Here is a 17,166-nt window from a genome sequence, read left to right as displayed (position 1 = left end):
GAACGCACTCGCTGCGCACGCGAATGGAGGCCGGACAACATGACTGGCTCGGGGGCCGAAACCGCGGTGGACTGGCTCGTGTCGGTGGCACCGGATCCCGACGCCTGCCGGCGGGAATGGGCGCGCAACCCTCTCGGGGTCGCCCTCCTTCCCGCCGGCAGGCGCTGGGACGTGCTGATCCTGCCGGGGGAGCTCGGCTACCCCACGCTCGACATCCTGGCGCGCCTCATCGACCGTCCGGGCCCCGTGCTCGCCGATTTCGGTGACTCCCGCATGGGTTTCTTCGTGCCACCGGGCACGGCGGACCGCTGGCTCGGTACGGGCGTACGCGGCGCGGGCCACGGCACCTGGATCGTCGTGCCCTGCCCCGGCCGGGCGGCCGGCGGTGTCCGCTGGCTGGTCCTGCCGGACGGTACGGGCACGCTCACCGATCCGGCGCTGCTGGAGTTCGCGATGCACGAGGCCGCCGCGAGTATCGCGCGGCAAGGCGATGGCTGAGGACAAGAAGCATGACGCACAGACACCAGCTGCCGAGGACGTCCAGCGGCCAGTGGTAGCCGCGCAGGACGAGGCCGGCGCCGGTGGCGAGGGTGAGTACGAGGGCCAGGACCGGTGGCCACCACCGGTGGCGGCGTACGTACGCGCGAAGGAGCAGGGCCGCCCCGCAGTAGGCGACGGCCGCGGTCGCCGTGTGCCCGGACGGGTAGTAGCCGGTGTCCTGCGTGAGCGGGCCCGGACGGGCGATCCAGGACTTGAGCGGGGCGACGAGGGCGGGCACCGCCGCCATGGCGAGCGCGGCGGCCGACGCGCGGGCGAGAGCGCCGCGGTCGTGACGCCCTGCGCGCCACAGGGTGTACGTGATCGCCGTGGCCAGCACGGGCAGTGCGACGGCCAGGTTGCCGAGATCGGCGAGGAATTCCGTGAAGCCGGTGGGGCCGTGGCCCACGACGGCCCGGCCGAGGCGCTCGTCGGCGCGGCGCAGGGGTCCGGTGGCAGCGACCTGCCAGGTGACCAGCGCGAAGAGAAGCCCGGAGAGGGCGAAGAAGCCAGCGAAGCCGAAGAGGAAAGCCGGCTGCCCCGGAACAGGGGGGGTAGTTCCGGGGCAGCCGCCTGGACCGGGGTGCCGCGCGCCCCGGGGGGTGTGGGGCGGGCGGCGATCCGATCGGTGAGGAGTTCCGGAGCCAGAGGCTCCAGTCATGTGCGCGATGGCACGGCCAGGGCGGGGCAGGGGGTGCCTCGACCTGGAACCGCCCGCAGTCCCCTGCGAGCGGGGTGTTTCTCTCATCTGCAGAAACCGTACGGCAGCGGGTGGGGGACCGACAGGCGCAACTCCATCCCGCCATTGGCCCCCCACCCTTTCTTCACAGGTCACACCTCGGTCAGACGCCGGCGAAGGCCGCCTCGATGATGTCCAGACCCTCGTTGAGCAGGTCCTCGCCGATGACGATCGGCGGCAGGAAGCGGAGCACGTTGCCGTAGGTGCCGCAGGTGAGGACCAGCAGACCCTCGGCGTGGCACGCCTTGGCGAGGGCGCCGGCGGCGGCCGCGTTCGGCTCCTTGGTGTCGCGGTCCGTCACCAGCTCGATGGCGATCATGGCGCCGCGGCCACGGATGTCACCGATGATGTCGAACTTCTCGGCCATGGCGGCCAGACGGCCCTTCATGACCTCCTCGATGCGCTTCGCCTTCTTGTTGAGGTCAAGCTCCTTCATCGTCTCGATGGAGCCGAGCGCACCGGCGCAGGCCACCGGGTTTCCGCCGTACGTGCCGCCCAGGCCGCCGCCGTGCGGGGCGTCCATGATCTCGGCGCGGCCGGTCACGGCGGCGAGCGGCAGACCGCCCGCGATGCCCTTGGCGGTCGTGATCAGGTCGGGGACGATGCCCTCGTCCTCGCACGCGAACCACTGGCCGGTGCGGCAGAAGCCGGACTGGATCTCGTCGGCGACGAAGACGATGCCGTTGTCGTTGGCGAACTTCACGATCGCCGGCAGGAAGCCCTTGGCCGGCTCGATGAAGCCGCCCTCGCCGAGCACCGGCTCGATGATGATCGCGGCGACGTTGTCGGCACCGACCTGCTTCGTGATCTGGTCGATGGCCTGCGCGGCGGCCTCGGGGCCGCAGTTCTCGGCGCCGGTCGGCCAGCGGTAGCCGTACGCGACGGGGACGCGGTAGACCTCGGGGGCGAACGGGCCGAAGCCGTTCTTGTACGGCATGTTCTTGGAGGTCAGCGCCATCGTCAGGTTCGTACGGCCGTGGTAACCGTGGTCGAACACGACGACCGCCTGGCGCTTGGTGTACGCGCGGGCGATCTTGACGGCGTTCTCGACGGCCTCGGCGCCGGAGTTGAACAGCGCGGACTTCTTGGCGTGGTCGCCGGGCGTCAGCTCGGCGAGCGCCTCACAGACCTCGACGTAGCCCTCGTACGGCGTGACCATGAAACAGGTGTGGGTGAAGTTCTGCAGCTGCGCGGAGGCACGGCGTACGACGGCCTCGGCGGAGGCGCCGACGGAGGTCACGGCGATGCCGGAGCCGAAGTCGATGAGGCGGTTGCCGTCGACGTCCTCGATGATGCCGCCGTCCGCGCGCGCGGTGAAGACGGGCAGCACGGAGCCCACGCCACCGGCGACCGTGGCGGTGCGCCGGGCCTGCAGCTCTGCCGACTTCGGGCCGGGAATCGCGGTGACGACGCGGCGCTCCTGCGGGATTGCGGTCATGGGGGGCTCCTGGGGGTGTTCCGGACGCTTCTTTACTTCGCAGGCTAGGGGTGGTGGGTGGGGGGTGGCATGTTCCGTTCGGGAGAAGTGGGGGCGTGTCCTTGTCCGTGGCGGACATAGCGGCGGGCGGCTGGGCGCGGTGCGGGTGCGGGCGCGGTGCGGTGAACTGCCCAGCGCCGGGCACTAGATTGAGGCCCTGCGCACACGCTGGTCAGGGGATGAGGGGCAGGGCAGCACATGGACACCGAGGGCACCGGCACACCCGACGCACACGCCACCACCCGCGCCACCAACCCCGTACCGCACCCCGCCGGCCCGCCCCCCTCCCCCCCCCCCCCCCCCCGCCGCACCCCTAGCCGTGCCGCCCGCCCCCACTCACGCCCCCACCACCGGCCCGACACTCACCGAATGGCTCCGCACGCCACGCAACGCCGACGGTCCCGGCGTCTGGTCGTACGGTCATGTGCCGCGCCCCGCGGAGGAGCCCGAGACCGTCCCCGGGCGCCAGCTCGTCAGCGGCGCCCTGATCTCGCTCCTCACCGCCGTGCTGATCTGGTCGCTCTGCTGGAACGGCTACGTCAGCTTCTGGCTCTGGCCGCTGTTCTGGTTCACCCCCGAATCGTGGCGCGAGGACGGCGGCAACATGGCGTACGTCTGGGTGTCGTACCTCTACTACGGCCTCTTCGCCCTCCTCCTCGCCGTCGCCTTCGGCCGCATGGGCCGCTGGTCCGAGGTCGTACGCCGCTACCTCCTGCCCAAGCCCGGCCCGGCCGGACCCGTCCCCGGCCCCCGCACCGGACCCGGCTCCGCCGCCGACCCCGCCGAGTGGCCCGAGCTGCGCGGCGCGGGCCAGGCCGAGGCCGCCGCGAGGCTCGCGGAGGAAGCCAGGTCCGGGCGGATGAACGACGTCGACTACGCCCGGATCCGCCGCGCCTGGCAGTCGGTCCAGGCCGACCCGTCCCGGCTGAGCGCCTTCACGGACACCGTCCTGCGCAACGGCGCCGCCGCCTGCACCCACCCCTCCGGGGCGCGCGACCTGCCCGTACGCGCCGCCGCGCACGACCTGTGCGCCCGCCAGGTCAGACTCGGCACCGTCCACCCCGGCGAACGCAATCCGTACGCCCGCCGCGGCACCGGCCTCGCCCTCGACCCGGAGCTGCTCGGCACCTCCCTCGTCGCCGTCGGCCCGCCCGGCACCGGCAAGACGCGGTCCCTCGTACGGCCCGTCGTCGAATCGCTCGCCCTCCAGGCGCTCGCCGGCCAGGCCGCGGTCATCGCCGTCGCGGCGGCCGGCGCGCACCTCGGCCCGGACGAGGCGTACGACATCGTCATCAAGCTCGGCGACCCGGCCTCCGCGTACGACCTGGACCTGTACGGCGGCACCACCGACCCGGACGAGGCCGCCGCCGTACTCGCCGAGGGCTTCGTCGGCGACCTTCCCGACGTCGACAGCCGCCGCGCCGCCACCGCCCTCGCCCAGCTCCTCGGCCCGTTCCGCGGCGCCTACGGCCGCTTCCCCTCCGTACCCGAGCTGCGGGAGCTGCTCGACGGCGTACCGACCGCCCTCGCTGCGCTGCGCGGGGCGCTCGACGACGGTTCGCAGTACGCCCTCCAGCGCGAACTCGACGCGCGGGCGCGGCAGTCGGGGACGCCGGGGGACCCCGGTATCGCTCTCGCCGACCGGGTCGCGCTGCTCGACCGGCCCGCGTTCGCCTCTTTCTTCGACACGAGCGGCTCGGCGCGGCCCTTCTCGCTGCGCTCCCTGGAGCATCCGCTGCGGGTCCGTATCGACCTGCCCGAGCGCGGTCACGCCGAGGCGTCGCGGATGCTCGCGCGGCTCGTCCTCGCGCAGTTCACCGCGAGCGCCGCGCACCGCGCCGACCGCTCGCTCTTCGCCTGCCTGGTGCTGGACGACGCGACGCGCGCGATCACCGCGGAGACGGTGCGGGGCATCCAGCGGCTGAGGTCGGCCCACGCGGGCGCCGTGATCACGCTGCGGTCGCTCGACGACGTACCGGAGAACCTGCACGCGGCGCTGCTCGGCGCGGTCGGGTGCCGGATGGCCTTCTCGGGGGTCACGACCTGGGACGGGAAGCGGTTCGCGGAGGCGTGGGGGACCGAGTGGGTCGAGACGCGTGACGTGACGAGCCGGACGGTCTTCGCCGACCAGCCACTCACGCGGGCCCTGCACGTCTTCCGGCGGATCGTGACCGGCAAGGCCGTGACGACGGACGCGATCACGGTACGGAAGGTCGAGCGCGAGCGGTGGTCCGCGTCGGAGCTGGCGCATTCGGTGCCGGCGGGGCACGCGGTGCTGTCGCTGACGACGGTGCGGGGGGAGCACGCGCCGCCGCTGCTGGTGGACCTGCGGAGCTGAGTGGCGCGGCGTGCGGCGTGCGGCGTGCGGTGAGCGGTGCGCGGCGTGCGGTGCGCGGTGCGCGGTGCCGGAGACCCGTACGCCCTGGCAGAATCGATATGAGCCGTTCATACGCGACGGCGAAAAACTTCCGAAAAATCCTCCGTCCTAAGGTCAACCGTCCATGCCGCCCACCCTTGCCTCCCTCGTCCACCATTCGGCGCTCAAGCTCACCGTGCGCGCCGGGGAGGACCGGCTGGACACGCCGGTGCGCTGGGCCCACGTCAGTGAGCTCCCCGACCCCGTGCCCTACCTGGAGGGCGGCGAGCTGCTGCTCGTCACCGCCGTGAAACTTGAAGCCGAGGACCCGGAAGTGATGCGGCGGTACGTGCGGCGGCTGGCCGGCGCGGGTGTCGTGGGGCTCGGCTTCGCCATCGGCGTCCACTACGACGACATTCCGCAGGCGCTCGTCGACGCGGCGACGGAGGAGGGGTTGCCACTGCTGGAAGTGCCGCGCCGTACGCCCTTCATCGCCATCAGCAAGGCCGTGTCCGCCGCGAACGCCGCCGACCAGTACCGCGCGGTGACCGCCGGTTTCGAGGCGCAGCGCGAGCTGACGAAGGCGGCGCTGTCGGGTGACGGGCCGGGGGATCTGCTGGCCCGTCTCGCGTCCCACGTGAACGGGTGGGCGGCGCTGTACGACGTCTCCGGCGCGGTCGTCGCCGCCGCACCCGACTGGGCCGCGCGCCGCGCCGCCCGGCTCACGGCCGACGTGGAACGGCTGCGGGAACGGCCCGCGCCCGCGAGTTCTGTCGTCGGAGGCGGCGGGGCGGACGGCGGCGCCGGGGCGGACGACCGCGTCGAGCTGCAGTCGCTGGGCGCGGGGCGACGCGTGCGGGGCGTACTGGCGGTCGGGACCGGGGCCCCGCTGGGGACGGCCGAGCGGTACGCCGTCCACTCGGCCATCGCGCTCCTGACGCTGACGACGGAGCGGTCGCGGTCCCTGCAGGCCGCCGAGCAGCGGCTGGGCGCGGCGGTGCTGCGGATGCTGCTGGCGGGGGAACCGGACCATGCGCGGGCCGTCGCCGGCGACCTGTACGGGGCGCTGCTGGACGCCCCCTTCCGGCTCCTCATCGCCGAGCCGGCGGCCGCGGAGGGCGCGCCTGTGGCGTCTGACCCCTTGCACGCGCTCGCCGACGCGATGGAGTCGGCGGCGCTACGGGCCGGGGAGCCGGTTCTGGCCGTGCCGGACGGCGACCGGCTGGTGGTGCTCGCGGCGGACGGGGGAGACGCGGTGCGCGCGTGCCTCGCCCATACGGAGGCGCGGCGCGGCGACTCGGCGAGGCCGCACGAGCCGGCGGACGAGGACGAGCTGGTGGTCGGCCTGTCGGCGCCGGCCGGGCCGATAGCGGCGGTCGGGGCGTACAAGCAGGCCGAACAGGCGCTCTCGGTGGCGCGGCGGCGGGGGCGTGCGCTCGTCGAGCACGAGGAGCTCGCGGCCGGCTCGGTGATGCAGCTCCTGGCGGACGACGCGGTCCGGTCTTTCGCGGACGGCACGCTGCGGGCCCTGCACGAGCACGACGCGAAGGGCCGCGGCGACCTCATCGCGTCCCTGCGGGCGTGGCTCTCGCGGCACGGCCAGTGGGACGCGGCGGCGGCGGACCTGGGCGTCCACCGGCATACGCTGCGCTACCGCATGCGGCGCGTCGAGGAAATCCTGGGCCGCTCGCTGGACGACGCGGATGTACGGATGGAGCTGTGGCTGGCACTGAAGGCGACGTCGGGAACGGGGTCCGGCTCCACGTGAGGAGACGCGGCCGGGGGCTGACCGACGGGAACGCACCGCAGGCCCCCGACCACCCGCCCGCACCCTGCCACCCGCCCGCACCCGCACCGCACGTTTGCCTCCCGGTGGCGGTCGCGCCGCACGTTTGCCTCTCGGTCGCGGCGGTGCCGCACGTTTGCCTCCCGGTCGCAGCCGTGCCGCACCCCCGCCACCCGCCCGCACCCGCACCGCACCCCCACCACCCGGCCGGACTACTGCCACGCGTCCCGGCCCCCCAGCCGGAGGCGTAACCCCGTGTCGTCGTCCAAACCGGCGTCCCCGTGGCCCGCAGCACTCCACCTCGGACAAACGACCTGCGGCCTTCGCACCCCTACCGTGGTGGACATCAGCACCCACCCCCTCGGAAGGGCCGGAAACGATATGACTTCCACCCACGCCTTCTGGCTCGCCGGCCGCCAGGCCACCGGCGAGGACGCGTTCGACGTCACGTCCCCCTGGGACGGCCGGCTCGTCGCCGCGGTGAGCATCCCCACCGACGCGCAGGTCGAAGAGGCCGTCGCCGCCGCGTACGCGGTCGAGGCCGAGTTCGCGGCCACCCCCGCGCACGTGCGCGCCGCCGCCCTCGACCACGTCAGCAAGCGCCTCGTCGAGCGCACCGAAGAGATCGCGCAGCTCATCTCCGCGGAGAACGGCAAGCCGATCAAGTGGGCCCGCGGTGAAGTCGGCCGCGCCGTTTCCGTGTTCCGGTTCGCAGCCGAGGAAGCCCGCCGTTTCAACGGCGGCGAGGCCCAGCGCCTCGACACCGACGCCGGCGGCACCGGCCGCCTCGCCCTGACGCGCCGCTTCCCCCGCGGCACCGTCCTCGGCATCGCGCCGTTCAACTTCCCGCTGAACCTGTGCGCGCACAAGGTCGCCCCGGCCATCGCCGTCGGCACCCCGATCATCCTCAAGCCGGCGCCCGCGACGCCGCTGTCCGGCCTGATCCTGGGTGAGCTGCTCGCCGAGACGGACCTCCCGGCCGGCTCCTGGTCCGTCCTGCCCGTGGCCAACGACAAGATGCCGGCCCTCGTCCAGGACGAGCGCCTGCCCGTCATCTCCTTCACCGGTTCCGAGACCGTCGGCTACGCGATCATGGACTCCGTCCCGCGCAAGCACTGCACCCTGGAGCTCGGCGGCAACGGCGCGGCCGTCGTCCTGGCCGACTGGGCCTCGGACGAGGACCTGGACTGGGCCGCGACCCGTATCGCGACCTTCTCCAACTACCAGGCCGGCCAGTCCTGCATCTCCGTGCAGCGCGTGATCGCCGACGCCTCCGTGTACGAGCGCCTCGTCCCGAAGATCGTCGCGGCCGTCGAGGCCCAGGTCACCGGCGACCCGAACGACGCCGCCACCGACGTCGGCCCGCTGGTCAACGAGGACGCCGCCAAGCGCGTCGAGGCGTGGGTCGACGAGGCCGTCAAGGCGGGCGCGAGCCTGCTCACCGGCGGAAAGCGTGAGGGCGCGTCGTACGCCCCGACCGTTCTCGCCGACGTACCGGCCGACACCACGATCTCCTGCGAGGAGGTCTTCGGCCCGGTCCTGACGGTGCGCAGGGTGGAGGGCGAGGCCGAGGCGTTCGCCGCGGTCAACGACTCCAAGTACGGCCTCCAGGCGGGCGTGTTCACGCACGACCTCCAGACGGCCTTCCGCGCCCACCGCGCGCTCGAGGTCGGCGGCGTGGTCGTCGGCGACGTCCCCTCGTACCGCGCGGACCAGATGCCGTACGGCGGCGTCAAGCAGTCCGGCGTCGGCCGCGAGGGTGTGCGGTTCGCGATGGACGACTACACGTACGAGCGGGTCATGGTCCTCACGGGCCTCGCCCTCTGACCTCGTACGACACCTGAGCCACGGCCGGAGCCCACTGTGCGGGGGCTCCGGCCGTTCCCTTGTGCCGCGCACGCCGAACCACGCGGATCGGTGCGCCAGGGGTGGTGAGGATGCCGGGAATCGGGTAGATACGGTCCAGTAAAACCGGTCGGTAATGCGACCGACCGGGCCACGACTCGCGGCGAGGTGAGCTCCTCATGTCCGCACAACCGACCCAGCAGCCCAAGGTCTCCGAGCGCGAAGCACGCCAGGTCGCGGAGGCGGCGCGCGAACAGGACTGGCGCAAGCCCAGTTTCGCCAAGGAACTCTTCCTCGGCCGCCTGCGCATGGACCTCATCCACCCGCATCCGATGCCGCCGCCCGAGGACGCGGCCCGCGGAGAGGCTTTTCTCGACAAGCTCCGGGTGTTCTGCGAGGAGAAGATCGACGGCGCGCGGATCGAGCGCGACGCGAAGATCCCCGACGAGGTGATCAACGGGCTCAAGGAGCTCGGCGCGCTCGGCATGAAGATTGACATCAAGTACGGCGGCCTCGGCCTCACCCAGGTGTACTACAACAAGGCCCTGGCGCTCGTCGGCTCCGCGAGCCCCGCCATCGGCGCGCTCCTGTCGGCGCATCAGTCGATCGGCGTACCGCAGCCGCTCAAACTTTTCGGCACGCAGGAGCAGAAGGACACCTTCCTGCCGCGCCTCGCCCGTACCGACATCTCCGCCTTCCTCCTCACCGAGCCCGACGTGGGCTCGGACCCGGCCCGGCTCGCGACGACGGCGGTGCCGGACGGCGACGCGTACGTCATGGACGGTGTGAAGCTCTGGACCACGAACGGGGTCGTCGCCGATCTGCTGGTGGTGATGGCGCGCGTACCGAAGTCCGAGGGTCACAAGGGCGGCATCACCGCCTTCGTGGTGGAGGCGGACTCGCCCGGCATCACCGTCGAGAACCGCAACGCCTTCATGGGCCTGCGCGGCCTGGAGAACGGCGTCACCCGCTTCCACCAGGTACGGGTCCCCGCCGCGAACCGCATCGGCCCCGAAGGCGCCGGCCTGAAGATCGCCCTCACCACGCTCAACACCGGCCGCCTGTCGCTGCCCGCGATGTGCGTGGGCGCCGGCAAGTGGTGTCTGAAGATCGCCCGCGAGTGGTCGTCGGTGCGCGAGCAGTGGGGCAAGCCGGTCGCCCACCACGAGGCCGTCGGCTCGAAGATCTCCTTCATCGCCGCCACGACCTTCGCCCTCGAAGCGGTCCTCGACCTCTCCTCGCAGATGGCCGACGAGGACCGCAACGACATCCGCATCGAGGCCGCCCTCGCCAAGCTGTACGGCAGCGAAATGGCCTGCCTCATGGCCGACGAGCTGGTCCAGATCCGCGGCGGGCGGGGCTTCGAGACGGCCGACTCCCTGGCGGCGAGGGGCGAGCGGGCCGTCCCCGCCGAGCAGATCCTGCGCGACCTGCGCATCAACCGCATCTTCGAGGGCTCGACCGAGATCATGCACCTTCTGATCGCGCGGGAGGCCGTCGACGCCCACCTGAAGGTGGCGGGCGACATCATCGACCCGGACAAGCCGCTGTCGGCGAAGGCGAAGGCGGGCGCGAACGCGGCGGGCTTCTACGCCAAGTGGCTCCCGAAGCTGGTGACCGGCCCCGGTCAGCTCCCGCGCTCGTACGCCGAGTTCCACCCGGCCGGCCACCCGGACCTCTCCGTCCACCTCCGCTACGCCGAACGCACAGCACGCAAGCTCGCCCGCTCCACCTTCTACGCGATGTCACGCTGGCAGGGCCGCATGGAGACGAAGCAGGGCTTCCTAGGCCGCATCGTCGACATCGGCGCGGAGCTCTTCGCGATCAGCGCGGCGTGCGTACGCGCCGAACTCCTGCGTACGACAACGGACCACGGCCGCGAGGCGTACCAACTGGCCGACGTCTTCTGCCGCCAGTCCCGCATCCGGACGGAAGAACTCTTCAACCGCCTGTGGACCAACACCGACGATCTCGACAACAAGGTCGTCAGGGGCGTCCTGTCCGGTACGTACACCTGGCTGGAGCAGGGCATCATCGACCCGAGCGGCGAGGGCCCCTGGATCGCGGAGGCCGCGCCCGGCCCCTCCGAGCGGGAGAACGTCCACCGCCCGATCCGCTGAGCGCACGTGTGTGGACCGGGGGCGGCGGCCGACCGCCGCCCCCGGTCGTCCAAGGAGCGAAACGGCCCGTGTCCGCCGCCGCGTACGCTGCAGGATGGGCCGCGTGACCGTCGTAGACATCCCCGGATCCAAGTCCGTGACCGCGCGCGCCCTCTTTCTCGCCGCCGCGGCCGCCGGAACCACCACCCTGCTGCGCCCGCTGAGCTCGGACGACACCGAGGGCTTCGCCGAGGGACTTGGCCGGCTCGGGTACCGGGTGGACCGGGAGCCTGGTGCCTGGCGCGTCGAGGGGCGCCCGCAGGGCCCGGCCGTGAGCGAGGCCGACGTCTACTGCCGCGACGGCGCCACCACCGCCCGCTTCCTGCCCACACTCGCAGCCGCCGGCGCGTCCGGTACGTACCGCTTCGACGCGTCCGAGCAGATGCGCCGCCGCCCGCTCGCCCCGCTCACCGGCGCACTGCGCGCGCTCGGCGTCGACCTGCGCCACGAGGAAGCCGAGGGACACCACCCGCTGCGGATCACCGCCGCCGGCATCAAGGGCGGTGAAGTGACCCTGGACGCGGGGAAGTCGTCGCAGTACCTGACCGCGCTCCTGATGCTCGGCCCGCTCACCGCCGAGGGCTTGCGCATCACCGTCACCGACCTCGTCTCGGCGCCGTACGTCGAGATCACGCTCGCGATGATGCACGGCTTCGGCGCCGAAGTGACCCGCGAAGGCGACACCTTCACCGTCCCGCCCGGCGGCTACCAGGCGACGACGTACGCCGTCGAACCCGACGCCTCCACCGCGAGCTACTTCTTCGCGGCGGCGGCGCTCTCGCCCGGCCGCGAGGTCACGGTCCCCGGCCTCGGCGCGGGCGCGCTCCAGGGGGACTTGCGCTTCGTCGACGTACTGGAGCGGATGGGCGCGCAGGTCCGCGTCACGCCCGACAGCACCACCGTCCGGGGCACCGGCACCCTGAACGGCCTCACCGTCAACATGCGCGACATCTCCGACACCATGCCGACCCTGGCGGCCATCGCGCCGTACGCCGCCGGACCGGTCCGCATCGAGGACGTGGCCAACACCCGCGTCAAGGAGTGCGACCGGCTGGAGGCGTGCGCGGAGAATCTGCGCCGGATGGGTGTCACGGTCGCCACCGGCCCCGACTGGATCGAAATCCACCCCGGCACGCCCCGCCCCACCGAGATCGCCACCCACGGCGACCACCGCATGGCGATGTCCTTCGCGGTCACCTCACTGCGCACCGCACCGGGCGTCACCTTCGACGATCCGGGCTGTGTACGGAAAACCTTCCCGGCCTTCCACGAGGCTTTCGCGGCGCTCCAGCGCGCCTGGTGACCCGTCAGGCGCTCGCCGCGCCTCACACGCCGACGGTTCCGTCGATCGCCTCGCGGAGGAAATCGGCGTGACCGTTGTGGCGGGCGTACTCATGCATCATGTGCAGCATCACCACCCGCAGGGACACGTCCTGGCCCGTCCTCGGCCAGACGCCCGTCACGTCCAGCGACTGCGCGTCCGCCTCGATGCGGCGCGCGTGCCCGACTTCCGCCTGCCAGGCGTCGAACGCCTGCGATCGGGTGGTGGAACTCGCGTCGTACGCCGCCTGGAAATCGCCCTCGTCCGACCACACGAGCGGTATGTCCTCAGCGTTGATCACCCGCCGGAACCACGCCCGTTCCACCTCCGCCATGTGCCGCACCAGCCCCAGCAGCGACAGCGTCGACGGCGGCATCGACTGCTTGCGCAGGTCCTCGTCGGTCAGCCCCTCGCACTTCATGGCGAGCGTCGCGCGGTGGAACTCCAGAAAGGCGCGCAGTGTCTCGCGCTCACCTGCGAGGGCGAACGGACTGATGCGGTCGGTGGTCACGGAAAGCTCCTTCTCGTACGGGCGGCCAGGGGCGGCGCCTGTGGCGCGAGCCGCACCCATGCACCACAATCGTGCCCGCACCACGCGTCAACAGAACCAGGGGTCACGCATGTTCGGGGCGGGAAGGCACAACAGGCGGCGGCGCGGGGTGGCCCTCGCAGTGGGCGGACTGCTGTTCGCGGGTGCGGCCGGATGCGGCGGCGAGGGCGACGGCGGGGGCCAGGACGACAAGAAGCCCAGCGGCAAGGGCGGGGCCACCGCGAGCGCTGCCGGGCCCAAGGCGCTCACCGAGGCGCAGCTCACCGCCGCCTCCTTCACCGACGGCGAGACGGTCGGCAAGTACACCGCGTCCGAGTACACCCTCGGCGCGCCGCACGGCGACGACTACACCGCCGAGCCGGCCGTCTGCCAGCCCCTCGTCAGCCTCGCCGCCGACGTGACCGACTACGACCTGAAGAGTGAGGTCAACCGCCAGGTGGATGTCCCGGACGAGATGCTCGGCCTCACCGTCGCCGTCCAGCTCCGCTCGTACGGAGGCGGCGACGCCGCCCGCGTCATGAAGGCGCTCGACAAGGCCGGCAAGGAATGCGCCGACGGCTTCACCGAGGTGCGTGCCGTCGCGAAGGGGAAGTACCTCAAGGTGGAGCCGGTCAAGGCGCCCGAGTTCGGAGCCGGCGCGGACGAGGCCAAGGCGTACCACTTCACGATTCTGGACGTGAAGGGCAAGATCGAGCTCCAACGAGTACCTCACCGTCGTACGCTCCGGCTCGGCCACCCTCTCCTTCCGCGGCGAGATCACCGACACCAAGGACTTCGGCGGCGTGCCCGGGGAGGTCACCGACGCCCAGTGGGAGAAGTTCCGGGCGGCGGTGGGCCCCAAGTGACCCGGATCGACGGGACGCGCTGTCCACCCCTTGAGCCATTGCGGCAACAATGGGGGTCATGAGCGACAGCCCAGCCCCCCTCGCCGACCCGCACATCGCCTTCGACCCGTCCGAAGGCCGCCGGGACATCGTCGTCCTCGGCTCCACCGGGTCCATCGGAACCCAGGCCATCGACCTGGTTCTCCGCAACCCCGACCGCTTCCGCGTCACCGCGCTCTCCGCGGCCGGCGGCCGGGTCGGACTGCTCGCCGAGCAGGCGCGGCGGCTGCGGGTCCGTACCGTCGCGGTCGCCCGCGAGGACGCCGTGCCCGCCCTGCGCGAGGCGTTGAAGGCGCAGTACGGAACCACGGAGCCGCTCCCCGAGATCCTGGCCGGGCCCGACGCCGCCACCGAGGCCGCCGCGTCCCCGTGCCACACCGTCCTCAACGGCATCACAGGATCCATCGGCCTCGCCCCCACCCTCGCCGCCCTCGAAGCGGGCCGCACCCTCGCGCTCGCGAACAAGGAATCGCTGATCGTCGGCGGCCCCCTCGTGAAGGCGCTCGCCAAGCCCGGCCAGATCATCCCGGTCGACTCCGAGCACGCCGCGCTCTTCCAGGCGCTGGCCGGCGGCACCCGCTCCGACGTACGCAAGCTCGTCGTCACCGCGTCCGGCGGCCCCTTCCGCGGACGTACGAAGGCCGAACTGGCGCATGTCACCCGCGAGGACGCCCTCGCGCACCCCACCTGGGCCATGGGCCCGGTGATCACGGTCAATTCGGCCACCCTGGTCAACAAGGGGCTGGAAGTCATCGAGGCGCACCTCCTCTACGACATTCCCTTCGACCGCATTGAGGTGGTCGTCCACCCTCAGTCGTATGTTCACTCGATGGTGGAATTCAGCGACGGCTCGACGCTCGCCCAGGCAACGCCGCCCGACATGCGCGGCCCGATCGCCATCGGCATCGGGTGGCCCGAGCGTGTCCCGGACGCCGCCCCGGCCTTCGACTGGTCCAAGGCTTCGACCTGGGAGTTCTTCCCGCTCGACAACGACGCGTTCCCCTCCGTGGGACTCGCCCGTCACGTCGGTACGCTCGCGGGCACGGCCCCCGCGGTGTTCAATGCCGCGAACGAGGAGTGCGTCGACGCGTTTCTCGCGGGACGGCTGCCGTTCACGGGAATCGTCGATACGGTCGCCGAAGTAGTGGCCGAGCACGGCACCCCTCGTACGGGAACCTCGCTCACGGTCGCGGACGTCCTGGAAGCCGAGACCTGGGCACGAGCCCGGGCCCGTGAAATCGCAGTACAGACAGCTGCACAGGCAACAGCGGAGGCTCGCGCATGACGACGGTCCTGTTGACGGTCCTCGGGATAGTCATCTTCTTCGCCGGGCTGCTCATCTCCATCGCCTGGCACGAGCTCGGTCACCTCTCGACCGCCAAGCTCTTCGGCGTCCGCGTGCCGCAGTACATGGTCGGCTTCGGCCCGACCCTCTGGTCGCGCCACAAGGGCGAGACGGAGTACGGCATCAAGGCGATCCCGCTCGGCGGCTACATCCGCATGATCGGGATGTTCCCGCCGGGAGCCGACGGGAAGATAGAGGCCAGGTCGACCTCCCCGTGGCGCGGCATGATCGAGGACGCCCGCTCGGCGGCGTACGAGGAAATGCGGCCCGGCGACGAGACGCGCCTCTTCTACACGCGCAAGCCGTGGAAGCGCGTGATCGTGATGTTCGCCGGTCCCTTCATGAACCTGATCCTGGCCGTGGCGATCTTCCTCGGCGTCTTCATGACGATCGGCCTGAACCAGCAGACGACCACGGTCGACCAGGTCGTCCCCTGCGTGGTCGCGCAGAGCGAGAACCGCGACTGCCGCAAGGGCGACCCCGCGTCACCCGCCAAGGCCGCCGGCCTGGAGAAGGGCGACAAGATCGTCGCCTTCAACGGCAAGCCCGTCGAGGACTGGACCACCCTTTCCGACCGCATCCGCGAGACCATCGGCCCTGCCACGATCACGGTCGAGCGCGACGGCCGCGAGAAGGCCCTCCAAGCGACGCTGATCGCCAACAAGGTCGCCAAGAAGGACGCCCAGGGCCAGCCCATCGAAGGTCAGTACGTCGAAGCCGGCTACCTCGGCTTCGGCCCCGGCATGGCCGTCACGCCGCTGTCCTTCACCGACTCGGTGGACCGGATGGGCGTCATGATCGAGTCCGGTGTGGACTCGCTCATCGCCCTGCCGTCCAAGGTCCCGGACCTGTGGAACGCGGCGTTCAACGGCGAGGAGCGCAAGCCCGACTCCCCGATGGGCGTGGTCGGCGCGGCCCGTGTGGGCGGCGAGATCCTCGGGCTCGGGCTGCCCATGGAGAACACCGCCGCGATGATGCTGTACCTCGTCGCGGGCTTCAACCTCTCCCTCTTCCTCTTCAACATGCTGCCGCTCCTGCCGCTCGACGGCGGGCACATCGCGGGAGCCCTGTGGGAGTCGCTGAGGCGCAATGTGGCGAAGGTCTTCCGGCGGCCCGACCCGGGCCCCTTCGACGTCGCCAAGCTGATGCCCGTCGCGTACATCGTCGCGGGGATCTTCATCTGCTTCACCGCGCTCGTGCTGGTGGCGGATGTGGTCAATCCGGTACGAATCTCCTGAGCGGACTCGCAGACGTGGTGTGCTCCGGGCTTTCGCGGTGACGTAACCTCGATGTCCGGAGCCCGCCGATCTCGGGACCTTGATCCACACCTTGGGGTTGCACAGCAGATGACTGCAATTTCTCTCGGAATGCCGTCCGTTCCGACGAAGCTCGCCGACCGTAGGGTCAGCCGCAAGATCCAGGTCGGGTCGGTGGCCGTCGGCGGGGACGCGCCGGTCTCGGTGCAGTCGATGACGACGACGAGGACGTCCGACGTCGGGGCGACGCTCCAGCAGATCGCGGAGCTGACGGCTTCGGGCTGCCAGATCGTACGGGTGGCGTGTCCGACGCAGGATGACGCGGACGCGCTGGCGACCATCGCGCGCAAGTCGCAGATTCCGGTGATCGCGGACATTCACTTCCAGCCGAAGTACGTGTTCGCGGCGATTGATGCCGGGTGCGCGGCGGTGCGGGTGAATCCGGGCAACATCAAGCAGTTCGACGACAAGGTGAAGGAGATCGCCAAGGCGGCCTCCGAGACCCGTACGCCGATCCGCATCGGCGTGAACGCCGGGTCGCTGGACGCGCGGCTGCTGCAGAAGTACGGGAAGGCGACTTCGGAGGCGCTGGTCGAGTCGGCGTTGTGGGAGGCGTCTCTCTTCGAGGAGCACGGTTTCGGTGACATCAAGATCTCGGTCAAGCACAACGACCCGGTCGTGATGGTCAACGCGTACCGGCAGCTTGCCGCCCAGTGCGACTATCCGCTGCATCTGGGTGTGACGGAGGCGGGTCCGGCGTTCCAGGGCACGATCAAGTCGGCGGTGGCCTTCGGTGCGCTGCTGAGCGAGGGGATCGGCGACACCATCCGGGTCTCGCTGTCCGCGCCGCCGGTCGAGGAGGTCAAGGTCGGCCTCCAGATCCTGGAGGCGCTCAACCTCAAGCAGCGGCG

The 17,166-nt window shown here is 71.6% G+C and carries 13 protein-coding genes; 10 read left to right on the top strand and 3 right to left on the bottom strand.

What is annotated here, in order from left to right:
* Positions 1-39 precede the first annotated feature (39 nt).
* Positions 40-498 (top strand): hypothetical protein, encoded by a 459-nt coding sequence (locus G412_RS0125290; RefSeq protein WP_028814520.1) that lies wholly within the window; start codon positions 40-42, stop codon positions 496-498.
* Here the strand turns inward: G412_RS0125290 and G412_RS0125285 are convergent.
* A complete protein-coding gene (locus G412_RS0125285; protein WP_078607360.1) occupies positions 425-1,285 on the bottom strand; it encodes a phosphatase PAP2 family protein in 861 nt (286 codons plus the stop codon). The genes G412_RS0125290 and G412_RS0125285 overlap by 74 nt on opposite strands.
* 94 nt (positions 1,286-1,379) lie before the next feature.
* Positions 1,380-2,714: a 4-aminobutyrate--2-oxoglutarate transaminase gene (gene gabT, locus G412_RS0125280; RefSeq protein ID WP_028814518.1), complete on the bottom strand. Its 1,335-nt coding sequence runs from the start codon at positions 2,712-2,714 to the stop codon at positions 1,380-1,382.
* A 358-nt stretch (positions 2,715-3,072) separates the two neighbouring features.
* On the opposite strand from gabT, the gene G412_RS35935 reads away from it, so the two are divergent.
* The 5 genes from G412_RS35935 (at position 3,073) to aroA (ending at position 12,202) form a co-directional block, all read left to right on the top strand.
* The gene (locus tag G412_RS35935) at positions 3,073-5,091 is read left to right on the top strand and encodes a type IV secretory system conjugative DNA transfer family protein (RefSeq protein ID WP_167546489.1); all 2,019 of its coding nucleotides are present in this window, start codon (positions 3,073-3,075) and stop codon (positions 5,089-5,091) included.
* A 163-nt stretch (positions 5,092-5,254) separates the two neighbouring features.
* Positions 5,255-6,877 (top strand): PucR family transcriptional regulator, encoded by a 1,623-nt coding sequence (locus G412_RS0125270; RefSeq protein ID WP_028814517.1) that lies wholly within the window; start codon positions 5,255-5,257, stop codon positions 6,875-6,877.
* Positions 6,878-7,276: 399 nt separating this feature from the next.
* A complete protein-coding gene (locus G412_RS0125265) occupies positions 7,277-8,722 on the top strand; it encodes an aldehyde dehydrogenase family protein (protein WP_028814516.1) in 1,446 nt (481 codons plus the stop codon).
* Positions 8,723-8,919: 197 nt separating this feature from the next.
* Positions 8,920-10,860 (top strand): acyl-CoA dehydrogenase family protein, encoded by a 1,941-nt coding sequence (locus G412_RS0125260; RefSeq protein WP_028814515.1) that lies wholly within the window; start codon positions 8,920-8,922, stop codon positions 10,858-10,860.
* Positions 10,861-10,963: 103 nt separating this feature from the next.
* Complete coding sequence (aroA, locus tag G412_RS0125255; RefSeq protein WP_028814514.1) at positions 10,964-12,202, top strand: 3-phosphoshikimate 1-carboxyvinyltransferase; 1,239 nt, start codon at positions 10,964-10,966, stop codon at positions 12,200-12,202.
* A gap of 22 nt (positions 12,203-12,224) precedes the next feature.
* Here aroA and G412_RS0125250 read toward each other — a convergent pair whose 3' ends face one another.
* Positions 12,225-12,731, bottom strand: coding sequence for a DinB family protein (locus tag G412_RS0125250; protein ID WP_028814513.1), 507 nt, complete (start codon positions 12,729-12,731; stop codon positions 12,225-12,227).
* A 148-nt stretch (positions 12,732-12,879) separates the two neighbouring features.
* Here G412_RS0125250 and G412_RS0125245 point away from each other — a divergent pair, with 148 nt between their 5' ends.
* The 4 genes from G412_RS0125245 to ispG form a co-directional block, all read left to right on the top strand.
* On the top strand, positions 12,880-13,677 hold the full coding sequence (locus tag G412_RS0125245; protein WP_028814512.1) for a hypothetical protein: 798 nt from the start codon (positions 12,880-12,882) through the stop codon (positions 13,675-13,677).
* On the top strand, positions 13,674-14,939 hold the full coding sequence (dxr, locus tag G412_RS0125240; protein WP_028814511.1) for a 1-deoxy-D-xylulose-5-phosphate reductoisomerase: 1,266 nt from the start codon (positions 13,674-13,676) through the stop codon (positions 14,937-14,939). The genes G412_RS0125245 and dxr overlap by 4 nt, the downstream gene beginning before the upstream one ends.
* Entirely contained in the window at positions 14,936-16,237 is a 1,302-nt protein-coding gene (locus G412_RS0125235) for a M50 family metallopeptidase (RefSeq protein ID WP_037649862.1), read from the top strand. The genes dxr and G412_RS0125235 overlap by 4 nt, the downstream gene beginning before the upstream one ends.
* A gap of 108 nt (positions 16,238-16,345) precedes the next feature.
* A partial coding sequence (ispG, locus tag G412_RS0125230) for a flavodoxin-dependent (E)-4-hydroxy-3-methylbut-2-enyl-diphosphate synthase (protein WP_037649876.1) occupies positions 16,346-17,166 on the top strand: 821 nt, incomplete at its 3' end.

It is taken from the genome of Streptomyces flavidovirens DSM 40150, from assembly GCF_000429085.1.
Lineage (GTDB): Bacteria > Actinomycetota > Actinomycetes > Streptomycetales > Streptomycetaceae > Streptomyces > Streptomyces flavidovirens.
This window is presented reverse-complemented; position numbering and strand designations above follow the sequence as displayed.